Below are 19,782 nucleotides of genomic sequence, written 5' to 3'. Positions count from 1 at the left end.
CCGCGCGGGTGCTGCCTCAGCCGTTCAGAGGGTTACGCCGCGCTTCCAGACCGCGATGGCGCGCTGGCCGCCGCGCTCCGAGGCCGTGGCCTCCCCGCTGGCGATCGCGCAGATCCGCTGGAGGAAAGCGGCATCGGCAGCATCCTGCCCGAGATCGAGCGCGATCGAGGCGTCGAAATCGATCCAGTGCGGCTTGGCCTCGGACAGGCGGCGGTTGGAGGAGACCTTCACCGTCGGCACCGGGAAGCCCAGCGGCGTGCCGCGTCCGGTGGTGAACAGCACCAGGGTCGCCCCCGAAGCGGCGAGCGCGGTGGAGGACACCGCATCGTTGCCCGGCGCCTCCAGCAGGGTGACGCCCGGCACGCTGGCCTGACCGCCGTAATCGATCACGTCGCACAGCGGCGCGGAACCCGCCTTCTGGACCGCGCCCAGCGATTTCTCCTCCAGCGTGGTGATCCCGCCCGCAAGGTTGCCCGGCGAGGGGTTCTCCGAAACCGGCAGGCCCTGGTCGAGATAATAGCGCTTGAAACGGTTCACGAGGCCGGCCGCCGCCTCGAACACCTCGCGCGAGGTCGCACGGTCCAGGAGGGCCTGTTCGGCGCCGAATATCTCGGGAATCTCGGTGAGGATCGCCTTGCCGCCCGCGTCCGAGATCGTTTCCGAAAGCCGACCCAGCAGCGGATTGGCGGTGAGCCCCGAGAAGCCGTCCGAACCGCCGCACTTGAGCCCAATGGTCAGGGCCGAAAGCGGCAGTTCGACGCGGCGGGCGCGGGCCGCTTCCTCGACCAGTTCGTCCACCAGCCGGCCCGCTTCCTCGATCTCGTTCCCGGCGGACTGGCTGGAAAGCATCCGCAGCTTGGACCGCGCCCATACCGGCACCGCCGCAACCAGCGCATCGAGCTGGTTGGATTCGCAGCCAAGCCCAAGCAGCAGCACGCCCGCCGCATTGGGGCTGGCGGCAAGCCCGGCGAGCAGGGCGCGGGTGCCGTCGAGATCGTCGCCAAGCTGCGAGCAGCCGTGCGGGTGCGCGAAGGCATGCACGCCGTCGATCCGGCCCGCCGCGATGAGCGCCGCATGGCGGCCCTGCGCCTCGCGGGCGACCTGTTCGGCGGTCATGCCGACGCAGCCGACCGTGGGCAGTATCCAGATCTCGTTGCGGGTCGCCGCGCGGCCGTCGGCGCGCAAATAGCCCTGCCATGTCAGGTCGGTTCCCGCACGCGGGCCATGGGCCTGCGCTTCGCCGGGGTGGGGCGCGTAGGCGAGCTCGCCGGCCAGCGCGGTTTCCACATTGTGGGTGTGGACATGGCCGCCCGCCGGGATCGCCTGCGTGGCGCGGCCGATCGGCTGGCCGTACTTCACCACCGTGTCCCCTGCCGCGATATCGGCGAGGGCGAACTTGTGCCCCTGCCCCACGTCCTCGCGCAGCGCGAGGCCGTCCACCACTTCGCCAGAGGCGAGCGGGCGCAGCGCGACGGCCACGGTGTCGCGGGGGTGGATACGAATCGAGGCGGGGATTTCTGAAGGCATCGTAGGACCGGAGTTAGCGCGGAATTGAGGACTTCCAAGAAAAGGAAACCGGTGTCATCTTGCCTTTCCGCAAGCAAGAAGGCAAGCGGCTGACAACAGATCGGCGAAACCGCAAGCGGTCCGTCAAAAGGGGCGAGGATGCCGGAAGAACACAAACGCGACGCCAAGCCCACCATCAACGACGTCGCCCGGCTCTCCGGCGTGTCGAAGAAGACCGTCAGCCGCGTCATCAACAAGTCGCCCCTGCTGAACCAGGCCACGCGCGAGAAGGTCGAAGCGGTGATCGCCGAAATCGGCTATGTGCCCAACCCGCAGGCCCGCGCGCTGGCGCTGCGGCGCAACTTCCTGATCGGCCTGATCCACGACAACCCCAACGCGCAGATGGTGCTGGGCGTGCAGGAAGGCATTCTGGACGCGATCCGCGACACCGAGTTCGCGCTGGTGGTCCGCCCGGTGGACCGCCATTCCCCCACGATGCTGGAGGACATCCGCCGCTTCATCGAGCAGCAGCGCCTCTACGGCGTGCTGCTGCTGCCGCCGATCTCCGAGAACGACGGCCTCGCCGCCGTCTGCCGCGAGCTTGGCTGCACGCTGGTCCGCATGGGTTCGGCCCGTCTGGATGACGACAAGCACCTGGTCGCCTCGAACGACCGTCATGCCGTGCGCGAGGCGGTGGCATGGCTGGTGAGCCTTGGCCACAAGCGCATCGGCTTCATCGCCGGGCCGGAAGGCTTCCGCTCCGCTCACGAGCGCGAACTGGGCTTTACCGACGGGCTTGCCGGCGCCGGCCTCGAACCGGACCCGGCCATCACCGCGCGGGGCAACTACCGCTTCGAATCGGGCCTTGCCGCGGGGGAGCGCCTGCTGTCCGCCGAGCCGCGCCCCACGGCGATCTTCTCCAGCAACGACGAGATGGCCGCCGGCGTGCTTCATGCGGCGCGGGCGAAGGGCATTTCGGTGCCCGAGCAGCTTTCCATCATCGGCTTCGACGATACCGCCATCGCCGCGCATATCTGGCCGCCGCTGACCACGGTGCGCTGGCCGATCGTGCCGATGGCGACCGCCGCCGCCCGCAAGCTGATCGAACCGACCAGCGCCGCTTCGCAGCCATCGCTGTTCCTCTCGGACCTCGTGCGCCGCGCCTCGGTGGCGCCGCCCTCCCCGGACCGCTGAGCGCCGCCGTTCAGGCACATGGGGACAAACACGCCCCGCAGGACATTGACACCGGTTACCAAAGCCGGATAAGACTTGACCTGAAACGCAATAGCGTCCCACCATACGGAACTGAATTCCACAAGGGAGAGAGCCCCCGTGTTCTGCAAGACCTACCACGCCACCCATCCCGACATGATGGAGTGCGTCTCCAACGAGGAACTGCGCGATCGCTACCTCGTCGGCGGCATGTTCGAGGACGGCAAGGTCAACCTCAACTATTCGCACAACGAACGCTTCGTGATCGGCGGCGCGGTGCCTTCGCAGGGTCCGCTGAAGCTGCCCGCGCAGACCGTTCCCAAGAGCGCGGAAGGCAAGCCCTTCCTGGAGCGCCGCGAAGCCGGCATCACCAACATCGGCGGCCCCGGCGCGATCACGGTCGACGGCCAGCGCTTCGAGGTGGGCAACAAGGAATGCCTCTACGTGCCGATGGGCTCGGACGAGGTGATCTTCGAGGGTGAGACCGCGCGCTTCTACATCGCCTCGGTCCCCGCGCATAAGGCCTGCCCGATCAAGCTGATCACGCTGGCCGAAGCGAACCCGCTGGCCCGCGGCGATCTGGCCAATTCGAACCAGCGCACGATCTACCAGCTCGTCATCCCCGGCGTCTGCGAAAGCGCGCAGCTGCTGCTGGGCCTCACCGTGCTGGAAGAAGGTTCGGTGTGGAACACGATGCCGCCGCACCTTCATGACCGCCGCAGCGAGATCTACCTCTACTTCGAACTGCCCGAAGAGAACGACCGCATCTTCCACTACATGGGCGAGCCCGACCAGATGCGCCACATCGTGATCGCCAACGAAGAGGCCGTCATCAGCCCGCCGTGGTCGATCCACATGGGTTCGGGCACCAAGAAGTACGCGTTCATCTGGGCCATGGGCGGGGAAAACCTCGACTATACCGACATGAACGTGCTGGATATCTGCCAGCTTCAGTAGGGTATCCGTTCGGACGCGGCTCCGTCGCGCCCCTCGTCATCGGCGAGGAGCGGAGCGACGGAGCCACGCCCGCAACGACGAAGTCGATGCCGAACGCGGAGCCAACGGTGCGAAACCGCACCCGCCGGCACGATCAGATTGGGACAGGACAGACTATGGCGATTTCCTTCAGCCTCGAAGGCAAGGCCGCGCTCGTGACCGGCGCCAACACCGGGATCGGACAGGCCATTGCCGTGGCACTCGCCGAAGCCGGCGCCGACGTGGCCCTTGCCGGGCGCAGCGAACCGGCGGAAACCATTGCGCTGGTCGAAGCGACCGGCCGCAAGTGCGTGAACATCAAGGCCGACCTCTCCTCGATCGAGCCCGTGGGCCGCGTGATCGACGAAGCGGTGGCCGGGCTCGGCAAGATCGATATCCTCGTCAACAACGCCGGGATCATCCGCCGCGACGACCTGCTGCAGTTCTCCGAAGAGGACTGGGACGCGGTGATGGACACCAACCTCAAGACCCTGTTCTTCCTCAGCCAGGCAGCGGCGAAGGGCATGGTGGAGCGGGGCGCCATTGGTGGTAGCCGGGGCAAGATCGTCAACATCGCCTCTCTGCTCACCTTCCAGGGCGGCATCCGCGTGCCGAGCTATGCGGCGGCGAAGTCGGGCGTGGGCGGCGTGACCAAGGCCATGGCCAACGAACTCGCGCCCAGGGGCGTGCAGGTCAACGCCATCGCTCCGGGCTACATTTCCACCAACAACACCGCAGCCCTTCAGGGCGACGAGACGCGCAACCGCCAGATCCTGGAGCGCATTCCCACCGGCCGCTGGGGTGATCCCCGCGACATCGCCGGCGCCGCCGTGTTTCTTGCTTCCCCGGCTGCGGATTATGTTACAGGCCACGTCCTCGCCGTAGACGGCGGTTGGCTCGCGCGCTGAGGATTACCAAGACTATGACTGGCCACGTTACCTGCTTCGGCGAAGTTCTCATCCGTTTCGCCACGCATGATGCACGGCTCGTGGTCCAGTCGGATTCGCTCGACATGGTGGTGGGCGGGGCGGAAGCCAATGTCGCCTCGGGGCTCGCCTCGCTCGGCCACGAGGTCCGCCTGGTCTCGCGCCTGCCCGCCAACCCGCTGGGCGACAAGGCCCGCGCCGCGCTGGGCTCGGCGGGGATCGGCCTTTCCGGCGTCACCTCCGGGCCGGGCCGCATGGGGCTCTACTTCCTCGAAACCGGCGCCGGGCTGCGTCCTTCCGCGATCACTTACGACCGCGCCGGCAGTGCCTTCGCGCAGTCCTCGGTGGACGATTTCGACTTTGCCGCCGCGCTGGACGGCGCGCGGCTGCTGCACCTTTCCGGCATCACGCCCGCACTCGGGCCGGGCGGCGTCTCGCTCGCCAGGGCCGCGGTGCGCGCCGCGCAGGAAGCCGGCGTGCCGATCTGCTTCGATGGCAATTACCGCGCGCTGCTGTGGGAAAGCTGGGACAGCAACCCGCGCGAAGTGCTCACCGAACTGGTCAGCGCGGCCACGGTGATGATCGGCAATCACCGCGACATCTCGCTGCTGCTGGGCGGCACCTTCTCGGGCGACGGTGAAGACCGCCGCCGCGAGGCTGCCGAGGCCGCCTTCGCGGCCTTCCCGGGCCTCCAGATCATCGCCTCCACGGCGCGCCATGTCGTCAACGCCGGGCATCACCGCATCGCCGCCCGCGTGGACGGCCGCGACGGCGCGGCGCAGACGGCCGAGGCCGACGTGACCGGCATCGTCGATCGCATCGGCACCGGCGATGCCTTCGCGGCGGGCGTGCTGCACCAGTGGCTGGAAGGCGGCGACCTTTCGGCCATGGCCCATGCCGGCCTCGCCTATACGGTGCTCAAGCATTCGCTGCACGGCGACATGAGCCTGATCGGCCGGGCGGAACTGGAAGCGTTCTCGATCGCCGGGGGCGACGTGCGGCGGTGACCGGAAGCTGATGCGTTTGCGTCGCCCCGGACATGATCCGGGACGGCGCCGGGGGAAGAGGCACTGCCATGACGGCCAGACACATCACGCGCCGCACTCTCGTAAAGTCCGCCGCGACGCTTGCCGCGATCGCCCCTGCGCCGCTTCTCGCCCGCCCCTCCGCGCGTGCCGACAGCCCGGTGGCGGGGCGCTACCTCGGCCTTGCCGAACAGGGCGTGCTCGCCTTCAAGGGCATCCGCTACGGCCGCGCGCCGCGCTTTGCCCGCGCCGTCGCCGAACCCTGGTCCGGTCCGCGCGTCGAAGCCCGGAATTTCGCGCCGATCTGCCCGCAACGCGGCTCCGGTAGCGAGCGTCAGTCCGAAGACTGCCTTTTCCTCAACGTCTGGACACCCGAAGCGAACCCTGCCGCGAAGCGCGCGGTCATGGTCTACTTCCACGGCGGCGCCTATACGACCGGCTCGGTCACCGATCCGCTTACCCACGGCGCCAAGCTGGCGGCCGGGGGCGACGTGGTGGTCGTCACCGTCAATCACCGGCTCAACGCGCTGGGCCATGCCTGGCTGCGACCTTTCGGCCCCCGCTATGCCGACAGCGGCAACCTCGGCCAGCTCGACCTGATCCTCGCCCTGCAATGGGTGCGCGAACATATTGCGCAGTTCGGCGGAGACCCGGCACGGATCATGGTGTTCGGCCAGTCGGGCGGCGGCGCCAAGATCGCCACGCTCATGGCCATGCCGGCCGCGCAAGGGCTGTTCCACACCGCCGCCACCATGAGCGGCCAGCAGGTGCAGGCCAGCGGGCCGATGCACGCCTGGGCCCGCACGCAGGCGCTCATGGCGGCGCTGAAGCTGGCGCCCGGCGATGTCGAGGGTTTGCGGACGATGCCCGTGGAACGCCTGGTGGAGGGCCTTGCCGCCACCGATCCGGTCATGGGCGGCCCGGTCTATTTCGGCCCGGTGCTCGACATGACCAACCTGCCGCGCCATCCGTTCTGGCCGGACGCCGCGCCGCAGTCGCTCGGCGTGCCGATGATCCTGGGCAATACCCACGATGAAACCCGCGCCTTCCTCGACCCGCGCGGCAGCAAGCTGAAGGGGCTGGACTGGGGCAACCTGGCCGAGCGGATGAGCCGCGAGGTGAAGATCGATCTCGACCCGCAATGGGTGGTGGACCGCTACCGTGCCCATGAGCCGGGCTGGAGCGTCGAACAGGTCTATTACGCCGCCACCACGGCGGGTCGCTCATGGCCGGGGCAAGTCATCGAGGCCGACGAACGCGCGAAGGCAGGTGCGCGGGAAACCTGGGTCTATCAGCTCGAACGCCCCTCTCCAGTCGATCCGCTGCGCGGCGCGGCGCATACCGATGACATTCCCTACGTCTTCGGCACGCTCGATGCGCCGGGCAGCTTTTCAGGCACGGACGCAGGCGCGCAGGCCTTGAGCAAGGCGATGATGGGGGCCTTCGCCGGGCTCGCCAGGACAGGACGGCCGGGCATCGCGGACTGGGCGGCCTACGCCCTGCCCTCCCGCCAGACCATGGTGTTCGGGGACAATGTCCGCGTGGAGAACGACCCGCGCGGCTGGCAGCGGGAATTGTGGGCCACGGCGCCCTATGTGCAGCCGGGAACCTGAAGCCGCCGCAAGTGCGGCAGGGGAGCGCGATACTCCCCTGCGCACCCTTTCACTTCTTCCCGGCGGAACCCGGCGGATTGGGATAGGCGATCACCAGCGAAAGCGGCTCGTCGCCCTTCTGCCAGATGCCGACGACCGCGCCGTTGTAGAGATAGGCCGTCATCCCCGGCCGGAGCGCCGCGCGCTTTCCATCCGAAACCACCTCACCCTCGCCCGAGAGCACATAGTACACCTCGTCATGCGCGATGGGATGCTCGCCGATCGCCGCCCCCTTGTGAAGCACGCGGCGGCGGAATTCCATCGTGCGCGGCGCGGGCGCGGCATCGGAGATGCGGTAGGCCGTGCTCATGCCGATGGCGCCGTGCGGAGGGGCTTCCTCGCGCACGGTGTCCTTCTCGTCGATCACGGCCATCGGCGGCGCGCCCGTGGCGGATGCGGCCATCAGCAGCAGGGCCGCGATCACTTCGCCGCCCCTTCGCGCATTTCCTTGTCGCGGGCAGAGAGCTTTTCCTGCGCCCCTGCCTTCTGGCCCGGATAGATCCCCGATTTCGGCGTCATCGTCGCAAGGTTCCAGTCCTTCTCCACGAAGGCGGCGCGAGTCGGCGCCGGATGGGGATAGCCGCCAACCACCTTCTCGTCGTCGATCACCTCGCCGCGTCCTTCGGCGACGAAGAACAGCACGCGGATATCGTCAGGCGCACGGTCCCACGGGCGGGCGCCGACCGAGGCCAGCAGCCCGGTCTCGAGATCGGCGGCCGGGACCACCTTGTAGCCATCGAGGCTGGCGAGCGGCTGCGGCGATTCGATCACTTTCGCCTTGGTCACGCCGTAGCGGCCCAGCATCGGCGCGGGATTGCCCCAGCGATCCACGTTGATGTTGTCCTTGCTGAACCAGGCAAGATCCCCGTCGCCGCCCAGGGTCAGGAACGGCAGACCCGGCGCAGTGGTGTTGCCCGCACGCATGACGTTGCCCACGGCCGTGATCTCGCCGGTGACATAGGGATGCCCCGCCCATTCGAGGTTCATCAGGTTGTAGTGCACCGCGCGGTGGCCGGGATCGTAGATCATGTTGTTGACCATGAGCACCTGCGCGCCGCCCTTCACCAGCGGCGAGCGCTCCATGTTGTGGGCCCAGACGTTGCGGTAGAAGACGATGCCGGTGGCATTGTCGTGCACCAGCGAGCCCTTGGAATGCTCGCCCTTGGGATGGCTGGCATCGGCCAGGCCTTCGGCTGCGAGGTTTTCGCGGAACAGCACGTCATGGCTGGTCGCCGCGCGCCATTCCTTCACGGTGTTGCCGTTGAAGCGCGGCCCGGAAGTCGACATGTTCTCGTCGATCGCCCAGAAGAAGCTGCAATGCTCCACCACCACGTTATGCGCGGCAACGGTGGAGAAGGCGTCCGCCTCCCAGCCGGAAAGCTTGGGCTGGCCGTCCACCCCGGTCATCACGCGAAGGTGGCTGATCTTGACGTCGTGCCCCTTGAGATCGATCCCGCCGCGAACGATGGTCACGCCCGGCGAAGGCGCGGTCTGTCCGGCGATGGTGAGGTAGGGCTCGTCGATTTCCATGACCGAGCGTTCAAGGTCGATCACCCCGCCCACTTCGAACACCACGGTGCGCTTGCCCTTCGCCTCGACCGCTTCCCTGAGCGATCCGGGGCCGTCCTTGGCCAGGGTCGTGACGCGAATGATTCGCCCGCCGTCGCCGCCCCGGGTCGGGTCTGCGGCCTGCGCGCCGGCCAGCTGCGGGACCGCCGAAATCGCCAGAATTGCGGCCGAAACCGTGAGGGTAAGACGGCTCATCTGCCTCTTTTCTTTCACTGTGCTCTCCCGTTGACCTGCTTCTCACAGGGGTTCTTGACAGGGCGCTGTCCCTGCGGCAATAACTAATGACACCGGTTACCAAGACCGGCAAGAACGAACTGACGGTCGCAATGAAACGACGATACGCGGTTCGGAAGACGTGCGCCGACAAGGCGTGGAGGATGGCGTTGCAAGACGCCGGGAGCAGGTGCCGGAGAAGGGAAGCGCCAAAGGCGCGAACACCTCTGACACCGGTATCAATTGGCCAAAACGGCCATGAAGGCCACAACGGCTACAGGGGGAGTGATCATGCGCCTGAATATTTCCAAGGTTCATGTTTCGAGGATTTCGCTACTGAAGGCAGCTCTCGTCGCGGGCAGTGCGCTGGCATTGCCGCACGCAGCCTTCGCACAGGATACCGCAGGCCAGACCGCGACGGAAGACGGCACCGCCGCGCAGGAAATCATCGTGACCGGTTTCCGCAAGTCGCTCGAAGCCGCGCTCAACGTGAAGCGCGAATCCGTCAGCGCCGTCGATGCCGTCGTCGCCGAGGACATGGCCAAGTTCCCTGACCAGAACCTTGCCGAATCGCTCCAGCGCATCCCCGGCATCTCGATCCAGCGTGACGGCGGCGAAGGCCGGGCAATCACCGTGCGCGGCCTTGGCGCCCAGTTCACCCGCGTCCGCGTGAACGGCCTCGAAACGATCGCGACCAGCTCCGACGGCGCTTCCGCCAACCGCGACCGCGCGTTCGACTTCAACGTCTTCGCCTCGGAACTGTTCAGCAGCCTCGTGGTCCACAAGACCGCCGAAGCCAGCCTCGACGAAGGCTCGCTGGGCGCCGTGGTCGATCTCAACACCGGCAATCCGCTGGCGGGCAAGGCCGGTCTTTCCGCCGTGCTCAACATGCAGGGTTCCTACAACGACCTGTCCAAGAACGTCGGCCCGCGCCTTGCCGGCCTGCTGTCCTGGCGCAACGATGCCGGCACTTTCGGCGTCAACCTTTCGGCGGCCTATTCGCACACCGATACGCTGGAAACCGGCAACAACACCGTCCGCTGGTCGCAGGCCTACTTCAACTCGGTGAACGGCACGCCCTGCTTCTATTCGGACGTCGGCCCGACCGGCGGCAACCCGGTGAACTCCGGCGGCGGCTACCGTCCTTCCGAAGCCTGCGACGCGGCAGCGCTCTCGTTCCACGCCCGCATCCCGCGCTACGGCAAGGTCGAGCATGACCGCCGCCGTCTCGGCCTGACCGGCTCGATCCAGTTCGAACCGACCGACCGCACCAAGCTCTCGATCGACGGCCTCTATTCCTCGTTCAAGGAAAACCGTTCGGAACAGTGGCTGGAAGTCCTCGCCCGCTCGAACGAACGCCGCTTCAACCTCGTGGACCCGGTCTACGACGACAAGGGCACGATGATCGCAGGCACTTACGACAATGCCTGGGTCCGCACCGAAAGCTACCTGCGCAAGTCGGAGACCGAATTCTACCAGTTCGGCGCGACCTGGGACCAGGACGTGACCGACACCTTCCGCTTCACGGCGCTGGGCGGTTTCTCGCAGTCGAACGCCGACATCCCGGTGGAAACCACTTTCGCCTACGACAACCGCAACGCGAACGGTTTCGACTTCGACTATTCCGACATGAAGTCGCCGGTGCTGAACTACGGTCTGGACGTGACCAATCCGGCGAATTTCCAGCTCGCCGAAATCCGCGACCGTCCGTCCTACGTGAAGAACAAGTTCAAGACCGCCCAGCTGCGCACCGAATGGGACATGGCGGACGGCTTCACCGTGAAGGCGGGCGGCGTCTGGCGTCGTTACGACTTCCGTACGCAGCTGTTCCAGCGTGACACCGCCGCCTGCGCCACCAACGGCCAGCCGGACCTGATCCTGGGCCAGGTGACCTGCTCGTCCAGCGTCTACGGCCTGCCCGTCACCTCCGACATCTCGCGCCTCATCAATCTCGGTGACGCCGGACAGCCGGGCGGCACCACCAGTTCGTGGATCGTGGCCGACATCGACAAGGCGGCGAACTACACCAATCTCTATGCCCGTACGGCCGTCGAGGATCTCGGGAACAATCGCCGCGTGCGCGAGGAAACCTCGGGCGGATACCTCCAGTTCGACGTCAAGGGCGATATCCTCGGCCTCGAATTCGCGGGCAATGCCGGCGTTCGCTACGCTCATACCAAGCAGACCTCTACCGGCTACACCGCAGGCGTAGCCGCGACCGTTGGGCGCAGCTACGACGACTGGCTGCCGGCAATGAACATCGCGTTCTACCCGCGCCATGACGTGATCGTGCGCGGCGCGATCGCCAAGGTCATCACGCGCCCCTCGCTGGGCAACCTCAACCCCGGCGGCTCGGTCGACGGGTTCAACTACCGCGTGACCTTCGGCAATCCGTTCCTCAACCCCTACCGGGCAACCAATTTCGACGCCTCGGTTGAATGGTACTTCGCACCGCAGGCGCTGGTTTCTGTGGCGGGCTTCATCAAGAAGATCGAGAGTTTCCCGGTTGCGGGCACCTATACCGCCACGCTGCCGCAGCTCGGCCTTGGCCGCGACGTGCTGGGGCAGAGCACGCCTGCCTACATCAATTACGACCCGAACCAGGAGTACATCGTCTCCGCCCAGGTCAACGGCAAGGGCGCGACGCTCAAGGGCGTGGAACTGGCGCTGCAACTGCCCTTCACCTTCCTGCCGGGCATCCTCAGCCACACCGGCTTCCAGGGCAACGCCACCTTCATCGACAGCAGCGCGGACTACCAGATCACCGGTCCGGCCGTTTCCGCCTGCACCCGCAACCCGACGACCAATGCCTGCGGCCTCTCCGGCGTCTCGGCGATCTACAACAACACCCTGCTGGGCGTGTCGAAGAAGGCCTGGAACGCCACGCTCTATTACGACGACGGCAAGTTCAGCATCCGCGGCTCGGTCAGCTATCGCGGCCCGTTCAGCGACGCCACCAGCGCGACCGGCAATATCTTCGAGGGTTACGGTTCGTACACCAGCGTCGATGCGGCGATCCGCTATCAGGCGACCGAATGGATGGAACTGTCGATCGACGGCAACAACCTGACCGACGAATATCGCTACCGCACCAACGACATCTACGCGCAGCGCAATTACGAGAACAACCACTTCGGCCGCACCATCCTGTTCGGCGCGCGCCTGAAGTATTGACCTTTGCCCGGCAGCAATGCCGAATGAAGTGAACTGAAAGCAACGAAGAGGAAGCCGCCATGACCATCGACCGCCGATCGTTCATGGCGGCTTCCCTTGCCTCGGGCCTCCTGCCGGGGCTGACGGCTGGAACCGCGCAAGCGCAGACGGCAGCACCTTTCGACAGCACCCGGTCTCCGCCTGCGGGATTGCCCGAACCCGGCGAGACCATCGACCTGTGGCCCCGCGGCGCGCCGGGAATGCCCGCCACTCCTCCTTTGGAAACCGTCACCGAACGCTCCACCAACGGGCAGGTCAACGACCGTTCCGTTACCGGGACCACCCGCCCGCGCATGGTGGTGTTCCGGCCGGACCGCCCCAATGGCGCGGCCGTGCTCATCACGCCGGGCGGCGGCTATGCCCTCGTCGTCATCGACAAGGAGGGCTACGAGATGGCCCGCTGGCTCGCCGCGCGCGGCTTCACCGCCTTCGTCCTGTTCTACCGCCTGCCGGGCGAGGGCTGGGCCGATCGGCAGGACGTGCCGCTGGCCGATGCCCAGCGCGCCATCCGCCTGATCCGCCACCGCGCCAAGGATTACGGCGTGCAGCCGGAGCGTGTTGCCGCCATGGGCTTTTCGGCCGGCGGCCATGTCTGCGCCAGCCTCTCCACCCGCTACGACGCCCAGGTCTACAAGCCGGTCGACGCGGCGGACAGGCTTTCCGCCCGCCCCTTCTGCGCAGCCCCGATCTATCCGGTGGTCTCGATGGACCCCGCCGTCGCTCACGCGGGCTCGCGCAGGCTGCTGCTCGGCTCTTCTCCCACGCCGGAAATGGAGGCCGCGCACTCACCGGACCGCACGGTTCCCAAAGGCGCGCCGCCGCACTTCCTGCTCCACGCGGAGGACGATCCCGCCGTTCCGGTGGACAACAGCCTGCGGCTGCGCGCCGCGCTCAAGGCGCAAGGCGTTCCGGTGGAAACCCACCTCTTCGCGCAGGGCGGCCACGGCTTCGGCCTGCGCGGCACGATCGGCAAGCCGGTCGAGGCATGGCCCGAACTCTGGCGCGCCTGGGCGCGCTCGGTGGGTCTTGCCTAGACCGAAGACAGGATGACCATGGACAGACGCGACGCACTCAAGACCGCTCTGCTGGGCGGTATCGGCCTTGCGGCACCCACTCTCGCGGGGAGAGAGGCTGCCGCAGGGGAGACCGGGGCGGGGATTGCTCCTCCAGCGCCCGCCCCGGCTCCCGCACGCCACTGGCGGCGCGGATTTGACGGCCAGCGCATCGCCGACCTCGGGAATGGAACGATGCTCAATCCGGTCCTCTCCGGAGACCGGCCCGACCCGGCCATCCTGAAGGATGGCGAGGATTATTACCTCACCTTCTCCAGCTTCGATTCCTACCCCGGTCTTACCATCTGGCACAGCCGCGATCTGGTGAACTGGCAGCCGAGGAAGCCCGCGCTCACCCGCAACATCGGCTCGGTCTGGGCGGTCAGCCTGGAAAAGCACAAGGGCCGCTACTTCCTCTACATCCCGGTCAAGGCGGAGCCCAACGAGATATACGTGATCTGGGCCGATCACATCGACGGCCCGTGGAGCGATCCGAAACCGCTGGGCCTGCACGATCATATCGACCCCTGCCACGCCGTGGGCGAGGACGGCTCGCGCTGGCTGTTCCTTTCGGGCGGAGACCGCGTGCGGCTGTCCGACGACGGCCTCTCGCTGGCGGGCAAGGTGGAGCATGTCTACGACCCGTGGCACTACCCGGAGGACTGGGATGTCGAGGGCTTTTCGCCCGAAGGCCCCAAGATCCACCGCCACGGGGGCTGGTTCTACATGCTCACGGCGGTGGGCGGCACGGCCGGTCCGCCGACCGGGCACATGGTGATCGCCGCCCGCGCCCGTTCGATTCACGGACCGTGGGAGCAGCATCCCGGCAATCCGCTGGTCCGCACCGAAGACCAGTCCGAGGCCTGGTGGTCGCGCGGGCATGCCTCCCTGGTGGAGGGGCCGGACCGCAAGTGGTACACGCTCTACCACGGGTTCGAGAACGGCTACTGGACGCTTGGCCGCCAGTGCCTGCTCGATACCATCGAATGGACCGAAGACGGCTGGTTCCGCATGACCGGCGGCGACCTTTCCCAGCCGCTGCCGGTGCCTAGGATCGCCAGCCCCCTGCCGCACGGCATGGCCTTGTCGGACGATTTCTCGAAGCCGCTGGCGCTGGGTTCGAAATGGTCGTTCTTCCGCCCCGCCCCCGACGAATCCAGCCGCCTGCGCGTGCAAGGCGGCGCGCTGCATTTCGCGGGCAAGGGCCTCGCCCCGTCGAGCGGCTCACCGCTGCTGCTGATCGCGGGCGATACCAGCTACCGGTTCGAATGCGATATCGAACTGGCGCCCGGCGGCACCGCCGGCCTGGTGCTGTTCTATGACGACAAGCTCTATGCCGGGCTCGGCTTCGACGAGACCCGCTTCGTCACCCACCAATACGGCAACGAGCGCGGCCGCCCCGCCAATCCGCACGGAAGCCGCATGAAGATGCGCCTCACCAATCGCCGCCACATCGTCTCGTTCCACACCTCGGGAGACGGCGGCAAGACATGGAAGCGGTTCGACCGGGGCATGGAAGTGTCCGGCTATCACCACAATGTTCGCGGCGGCTTCCTCATGCTGCGGCCGGGCCTCTATGCCGCCGGTCCGGGCGAGGCAAAGTTCCGCGATTTCCGATTCACAGCACTGGAAGACTGATGCTCCGCCCCCTCGACCTGCATCCCGACCGGCTCCTCCCGGCCGAGCCCGCCACGCGAACAATCGCCCGCGAGCTTTACCAAAGCGTCGCGAAACTGCCGATCGTCAGTCCGCACGGCCATACCGACCCGCGCTGGTTCGCCGCGAACGAGACATTCGGCAATGCCACCGAACTGCTGCTGGTGCCGGACCATTATGTGTTCCGCATGCTCTATTCGCAGGGCATCCCGATGGAATCGCTCGGCGTGCGCAATCCCGGCGTCGATCCGCGCGCGGCCTGGCGGCTGCTGGCGGAGAACTTCCACCTGTTCCGGGGCACGCCCTCCCGCATGTGGCTTGACTGGGTCTTCGCCGAAGCGTTCGGAATGGGTGTGCAGCTCTCGGCCGAAACCAGCGATCTCTATTTCGACACCATCACCGAGATGCTGGCGAGCGACAGCTTCCGCCCCCGCGCCCTGTTCGACCGTTACGGCATCGAAGTGATCGCCACGACCGAAAGCCCGCTCGACACGCTGGAACACCATGCCGCGATCCGGGCGGACAATGCGCGTGCCGGGGGCTGGAAGGGCAAGGTCGTCACCGCCTATCGCCCCGATCCGGTGGTCGATCCCGAGTTCGAGGGTTTCCGCGAAAACCTGCGCCGGTTTTCCGAACTCACCGGGGAGGACTGCCTCACCTGGAACGGATACCTTGCCGCGCATCGCCAGCGCCGCCGCTTCTTCGCGGAAATGGGCGCTACCTCGACCGATCACGGGCACCCGACCCCGAAAACCGCCGATCTCCCGCGCGCCGAGGCCGAAGCCCTGTTCGCCAAAGTCACCAGCGCGGACTTCACCGCCGAGGACGCCGAACTGTTCCGCGCCCAGATGCTCACCGAAATGGCGGCGATGAGCCTCGACGACGGCCTCGTCATGCAGATCCACCCCGGCGCCTTCCGCAACCACAATGCCCGCGTCTTCGAACGCTTCGGCCGTGATAAGGGCGCCGACATCCCCTCGCGCACCGAATATGTGGCCAATCTCAAGCCCCTGCTCGACAGGTTCGGCAACGAGCCCGGCCTCTCGATCATTCTCTTCACGCTGGACGAAAGCACTTATGCCCGCGAACTGGCGCCGCTCGCCGGGCATTATCCCTGCCTCAAGCTCGGCCCGGCATGGTGGTTCCACGACAGCCCCGAAGGCATGCGCCGGTTCCGCCGCATGACCACCGAAACCGCAGGCTTCTACAATACGGTCGGCTTCAACGACGATACACGGGCCTTCCTGTCGATCCCCGCGCGCCATGACGTTGCTCGCCGGATCGATTGCGGGTTCCTTGCGGAACTCGTCGTCGAGCACCGCATCGAGGACTGGGAAGCGGCCGAACTGGCGCAGGACCTTACCTACAATCTCGTGAAGAAGGCCTATCGTTTGTGAGACTTTCCACTGCGAGCCTGCCGCAGCTTCCCGCCGACATCGCGCGCCCCCGTTACGAGCGGGGCGCGCAGGCGGCGGGCATCGTCCACTTCGGCATCGGCGCCTTCCACCGCGCCCACCAGGCCTGGTATACGGACCGGGCGATGGCGGCCGGGGACCGGGACTGGGCGATCACCGGCGTATCGCTGCGATCCGCCAATGTGGCGCGCCAGATGAACCCGCAGGACGGCCTCTATACCCTCACCGAATGCTCGGCCGCGGGCAACGAGACAGGGGTGATCGGATCGGTCGGCCGCGTCCTTGTCGCCAGCGAGGAACCGGAAGCCGTCATCGCTGCTCTTGCCGCGCCGGAAACGCGGATCGTCACTTTCACCATCACCGAGAAGGGCTACTGCCGCGCGGCGGACGGCTCGCTCGAACCCTTCCTCGCGCACCACGGCAGCGTCTATGCCTTCCTCGAACAAGGCCTGCGCCGCCGCCGCAACGCGGACCTTCCCGGCCTGACCCTGCTCTCGTGCGACAATCTTGCCGATAACGGCCGCCAGCTTGAGCGGCTCATGGCCGAATACCTCGCGCGCCACGACCCCGAACTCGGCGCATGGGTCGCCGCGCATTGCGCCTTCCCCTGCTCCATGGTCGATCGCATCGTCCCCGCCACCACCGCTGCCGACCGCAAGACGGTCGCCGCGGCCACCGGGCTGGAGGATCAGGGCGCGGTGATGACCGAACCGTTCAGCCAGTGGGTGATCGAGGACAAGTTCGCCGGTCCCCGCCCCGCGTGGGAAGCCGTGGGCGCGCAGCTCGTCGGCGATGTCGCCCCTTACGAGGCGGCCAAGCTGCGGATGCTCAACGGCGCGCACTCGGCGCTGGCCTACCTCGGGCTGGAGCACGGCCATGCTTTCGTTCACGAAGCGGTCGCCGATCCGGCGATCCGCCCGCTAATCGAACGCCTGATGCGCATCGAGGCGCAGCCCACCATTGCAGCGGCGCCGGGACAGGATCTGGACGCCTATGCCGAAGCCCTCCTGGCACGCTTCGCCAATCCGGCGCTCCAGCATCGGCTCATCCAGATCGCGATGGACGGCAGCCAGAAGATCCCGCAGCGCTGGCTGGAAACGCTTGCCGCCAACCAGGCCGAGGGCAGGCATTGCCCTGCGATCCTCTCGGCGCTGGCGGCATGGATGCGCCACGTTCGCGGCGACAACGCCGTGAACTGGGGCCCGGTCGATGACCCGATGGCCGTCCGTCTTGCCGATCTCTGGCGCGAGGAAGGCCCCGGCGGAATGCCGCGCGCCCTGTTCGGCGAACACGGGCTGTTCGCGGCCACCTGGCGTGCTTCGGCCGGCGACTTCGAAAGTCTGGCCGAGCATCTGGGGCAGAGAGTCTAGGTCGTAAACTCATAAACGGCGCCATCGAGGTTTGAGGCAAAATGGCTCAGCGCCAGGAGGGAAGGCGATGGAATATACCGATATTTCAAGACCTCCCGACGCAGCGATGGGCCATTTTGGTCAAACGTAGTTCACCGCAAGGTGAATCCCGAAGGGACGCCCCAATGCCTTCCATCTCGAACCGAAGCTGCCTTGGACGGGCAACCAGCCCGCCCGGCGGCACCTTCGGCCCGAGCTGTTCGCCATTTGGGCGCCTCGATGGTGACGTTTATGAGTTTACGACCTAGGCGGCGGGGACGGGGCCCCTTCCTTCAGACCGACGTGTCGAGCTTCGTTTCCATCCGGTAATCCGGCAGCGAATCGAAGGCCTGCCGCAAAGCCTCTCCCCAGCCGGTGGAAACCGACTGGAAATAGGGATCGCCCGCGTCGATGCGCCGCTCGTGCAGCGGCGTGAAGCGGTCCTGCTCCAGCACCAGCAGGTCGAGCGGGAGGCCCACCGAGAGATTGGCTTTCAGCGTCGAATCGAACGATACGCAGAGCAGCTTCACCGCCGCCTCGAATGTCATCGAACGCTCGTAGCCCCGGATCAGGATCGGCCTGCCGTATTTGGTCTCGCCGATCTGGAAGAAGGGCGTATCGAAGCTGGCTTCGATAAAATTGCCTTCGGGGTAGATCAGGAACAGACGCGGTTCCATGCCCTTGATCTGGCCGGCGACGATCATCGAGGCGCTGAAAGTGCCGGAAGCCGCGCTCTGGCCGTTATCGGCGGCGCGTTCGGAAATGATGTCCTGCAGGAGATTGCCGACGATAGTGGCCACCTGGAACATGGTCGGCGCTTCGAGCAGCGAATTGTGCCGTTCCGCCGGGGCCTTGTTGCGTTCCTCCAACTGGCTGATCACCGCCTGGGTCGTGGCGAGGTTGCCCGCCGTCATCACCGAGATCACGCGCTCGCCGGGGAGCTCCCAGTGGTACATCTTCCGGAAGGTCGAGATATTGTCGACGCCGGAGTTGGTGCGGGTGTCGCTCATCAATACGAGCCCGCGATCCAACATCATGCCCACGCAATAGGTCATGGAAGTTCTAACCCCTGAAATCCTTCGCCCCGCGCGACCGATGCGGGGGTGCGGCCGTTCAGCCGCCCTGTCTCTGTTGTTGCCCGCCGCTTGCGGACTGCTGTTGCTGCTGTCCTAGCAGGTTCTCGGCCACCGACAAATGCACGTCGAGCCGCGTTTCCCCCGCTCCCATCGCGATACCAGTAATCGGAGCGGCCTCTGCATAGTCGCAACCGCTGGTTACGCGGATATACCGTTCGTCCGGGCAGATCGCGTTGGAAACGTCGAATCCGACCCAGCCGAGCCCCGGAATATACGCCTCGGCCCAGCCGTGCCCGGCTTCCTGCTCCACCCGGTCGTTCATGCGCAGATAGCCGCCGACGTAGCGCATCGGGATATCGAGCAGGCGACCGGCGCTGATGAAGACGTGCGCATGATCCTGGCAGACGCCCTTTCCGGCGGCGAGCGCCTGTTCCGCCGTCGTCTCCGCATCGGTGGAACCGGGGAGATACTCGATCTCCTCGGCCACCGCGCTCGACAGGGCGTGGAGGAAGCCCAGCGTATCGGCGCGATCCGCATCGACGGAAGCCAGCAGCGAGCGCACCCGGCTTCCCGCGCGGGTCAGCACGGTCGGCCGCAGGAAGCACCAGAGCGGGGTATGGCCGCTGTGCGCGCCGGTGATGCCGCTGTTGTCGATCGTGCGCACCGTGCCCTTGCAGGTTACGATGACCTCGGGCGTGCCCGGCTCGATCGAGACGAGCGCGGTATGGTTCTGGTGATGGTCGTCATACTGCGCCTCGGGCCGGGCGCCTTCGATCTCCATCTGCCAGTCGAGCACTTCCTGCCCATGCGTGGTCTTGGGTTTGAGACGCAGGCGCTGCAGCCCGTGAGTGACCGGCCCGGCAAAGGCATAGCGAGTGGTATGCGTAACGGTCAGAAGCACGGG

General features: G+C 66.8%; 15 protein-coding genes. 10 read left to right on the top strand and 5 right to left on the bottom strand.

Annotated features, from left to right (window positions below; genetic code table 11):
• Nucleotides 1-24: 24 nt before the first annotated feature.
• Entirely contained in the window at nt 25-1,527 is a 1,503-nt protein-coding gene (locus ACXJ16_RS00220; RefSeq protein WP_463920960.1) for a UxaA family hydrolase, read from the bottom strand.
• A gap of 138 nt (nt 1,528-1,665) precedes the next feature.
• On the opposite strand from ACXJ16_RS00220, the gene ACXJ16_RS00215 reads away from it, so the two are divergent.
• The 5 genes from ACXJ16_RS00215 (at nt 1,666) to ACXJ16_RS00195 (ending at nt 7,257) form a co-directional block, all read left to right on the top strand.
• Nucleotides 1,666-2,700 carry a LacI family DNA-binding transcriptional regulator gene (locus tag ACXJ16_RS00215; RefSeq protein WP_463920959.1) on the top strand — a complete coding sequence of 345 codons (1,035 nt, stop codon included), beginning with the start codon at nt 1,666-1,668 and terminating at the stop codon, nt 2,698-2,700.
• Nucleotides 2,701-2,838: 138 nt separating this feature from the next.
• A complete protein-coding gene (gene kduI, locus ACXJ16_RS00210; protein ID WP_054439186.1) occupies nt 2,839-3,675 on the top strand; it encodes a 5-dehydro-4-deoxy-D-glucuronate isomerase in 837 nt (278 codons plus the stop codon).
• 155 nt (nt 3,676-3,830) lie between these two features.
• Nucleotides 3,831-4,601 (top strand): 2-dehydro-3-deoxy-D-gluconate 5-dehydrogenase KduD, encoded by a 771-nt coding sequence (gene kduD / locus ACXJ16_RS00205; RefSeq protein WP_054439183.1) that lies wholly within the window; start codon nt 3,831-3,833, stop codon nt 4,599-4,601.
• 14 nt (nt 4,602-4,615) lie between these two features.
• Nucleotides 4,616-5,626, top strand: coding sequence for a sugar kinase (locus ACXJ16_RS00200; RefSeq protein WP_463920958.1), 1,011 nt, complete (start codon nt 4,616-4,618; stop codon nt 5,624-5,626).
• Nucleotides 5,627-5,694: 68 nt separating this feature from the next.
• On the top strand, nt 5,695-7,257 hold the full coding sequence (locus tag ACXJ16_RS00195) for a carboxylesterase/lipase family protein (RefSeq protein WP_463920957.1): 1,563 nt from the start codon (nt 5,695-5,697) through the stop codon (nt 7,255-7,257).
• 49 nt (nt 7,258-7,306) lie between these two features.
• On the opposite strand, the gene ACXJ16_RS00190 is transcribed toward ACXJ16_RS00195, so the two are convergent.
• Complete coding sequence (locus tag ACXJ16_RS00190; protein WP_221937061.1) at nt 7,307-7,699, bottom strand: cupin domain-containing protein; 393 nt, start codon at nt 7,697-7,699, stop codon at nt 7,307-7,309.
• 17 nt (nt 7,700-7,716) lie between these two features.
• A complete protein-coding gene (locus ACXJ16_RS00185; RefSeq protein WP_054439181.1) occupies nt 7,717-9,060 on the bottom strand; it encodes a pectate lyase family protein in 1,344 nt (447 codons plus the stop codon).
• A gap of 309 nt (nt 9,061-9,369) precedes the next feature.
• Between ACXJ16_RS00185 and ACXJ16_RS00180 the strand changes: the two genes are divergently transcribed.
• The 5 genes from ACXJ16_RS00180 to ACXJ16_RS00160 are packed head-to-tail and all read left to right on the top strand — an operon-like array spanning nt 9,370 to nt 17,784.
• A complete protein-coding gene (locus ACXJ16_RS00180) occupies nt 9,370-12,252 on the top strand; it encodes a TonB-dependent receptor (protein ID WP_463920956.1) in 2,883 nt (960 codons plus the stop codon).
• Between the two features lie 59 nt (nt 12,253-12,311).
• Nucleotides 12,312-13,325 (top strand): alpha/beta hydrolase, encoded by a 1,014-nt coding sequence (locus tag ACXJ16_RS00175; protein WP_463920955.1) that lies wholly within the window; start codon nt 12,312-12,314, stop codon nt 13,323-13,325.
• Between the two features lie 12 nt (nt 13,326-13,337).
• Nucleotides 13,338-14,981, top strand: coding sequence for a family 43 glycosylhydrolase (locus ACXJ16_RS00170; protein WP_324696603.1), 1,644 nt, complete (start codon nt 13,338-13,340; stop codon nt 14,979-14,981).
• Entirely contained in the window at nt 14,981-16,396 is a 1,416-nt protein-coding gene (gene uxaC / locus ACXJ16_RS00165) for a glucuronate isomerase (protein ID WP_054439175.1), read from the top strand. The genes ACXJ16_RS00170 and uxaC overlap by 1 nt, the downstream gene beginning before the upstream one ends.
• On the top strand, nt 16,393-17,784 hold the full coding sequence (locus ACXJ16_RS00160) for a mannitol dehydrogenase family protein (RefSeq protein WP_463920954.1): 1,392 nt from the start codon (nt 16,393-16,395) through the stop codon (nt 17,782-17,784). The genes uxaC and ACXJ16_RS00160 overlap by 4 nt, the downstream gene beginning before the upstream one ends.
• A 311-nt stretch (nt 17,785-18,095) precedes the next feature.
• Here the strand turns inward: ACXJ16_RS00160 and ACXJ16_RS00155 are convergent, their stop codons facing one another.
• The gene (locus ACXJ16_RS00155; RefSeq protein ID WP_054439171.1) at nt 18,096-18,857 is read right to left on the bottom strand and encodes a proteasome-type protease; all 762 of its coding nucleotides are present in this window, start codon (nt 18,855-18,857) and stop codon (nt 18,096-18,098) included.
• A 58-nt stretch (nt 18,858-18,915) separates the two neighbouring features.
• Nucleotides 18,916-19,779, bottom strand: a complete 864-nt coding sequence (locus tag ACXJ16_RS00150; protein WP_185996776.1) for a transglutaminase family protein — start codon at nt 19,777-19,779, stop codon at nt 18,916-18,918.
• Between the last annotated feature and the right edge of the window lie 3 nt (nt 19,780-19,782).

The sequence above is a fragment of the Novosphingobium sp. TK71 genome (assembly GCF_055361505.1).
Note: the sequence above shows the minus strand (reverse complement) of the source record. Positions and strands in the feature narration are given on the sequence as shown.

What these genes read in the sequence shown, in the direction of transcription:
- uxaC (WP_054439175.1), top strand. Translation starts at nt 14,981, where the DNA reads ATGCTCCGCCCCCTCGACCTGCATCCCGACCGGCTCCTCCCGGCCGAG.
- ACXJ16_RS00175 (WP_463920955.1), top strand. Translation starts at nt 12,312, where the DNA reads ATGACCATCGACCGCCGATCGTTCATGGCGGCTTCCCTTGCCTCGGGC.
- ACXJ16_RS00190 (WP_221937061.1), bottom strand. Translation starts at nt 7,699, where the DNA reads ATGGCCGCATCCGCCACGGGCGCGCCGCCGATGGCCGTGATCGACGAG.
- kduD (WP_054439183.1), top strand. Translation starts at nt 3,831, where the DNA reads ATGGCGATTTCCTTCAGCCTCGAAGGCAAGGCCGCGCTCGTGACCGGC.
- ACXJ16_RS00155 (WP_054439171.1), bottom strand. Translation starts at nt 18,857, where the DNA reads ATGACCTATTGCGTGGGCATGATGTTGGATCGCGGGCTCGTATTGATG.
- ACXJ16_RS00220 (WP_463920960.1), bottom strand. Translation starts at nt 1,527, where the DNA reads ATGCCTTCAGAAATCCCCGCCTCGATTCGTATCCACCCCCGCGACACC.
- ACXJ16_RS00180 (WP_463920956.1), top strand. Translation starts at nt 9,370, where the DNA reads ATGCGCCTGAATATTTCCAAGGTTCATGTTTCGAGGATTTCGCTACTG.
- ACXJ16_RS00185 (WP_054439181.1), bottom strand. Translation starts at nt 9,060, where the DNA reads ATGAGCCGTCTTACCCTCACGGTTTCGGCCGCAATTCTGGCGATTTCG.
- ACXJ16_RS00195 (WP_463920957.1), top strand. Translation starts at nt 5,695, where the DNA reads ATGACGGCCAGACACATCACGCGCCGCACTCTCGTAAAGTCCGCCGCG.
- ACXJ16_RS00215 (WP_463920959.1), top strand. Translation starts at nt 1,666, where the DNA reads ATGCCGGAAGAACACAAACGCGACGCCAAGCCCACCATCAACGACGTC.
- ACXJ16_RS00200 (WP_463920958.1), top strand. Translation starts at nt 4,616, where the DNA reads ATGACTGGCCACGTTACCTGCTTCGGCGAAGTTCTCATCCGTTTCGCC.
- ACXJ16_RS00170 (WP_324696603.1), top strand. Translation starts at nt 13,338, where the DNA reads ATGACCATGGACAGACGCGACGCACTCAAGACCGCTCTGCTGGGCGGT.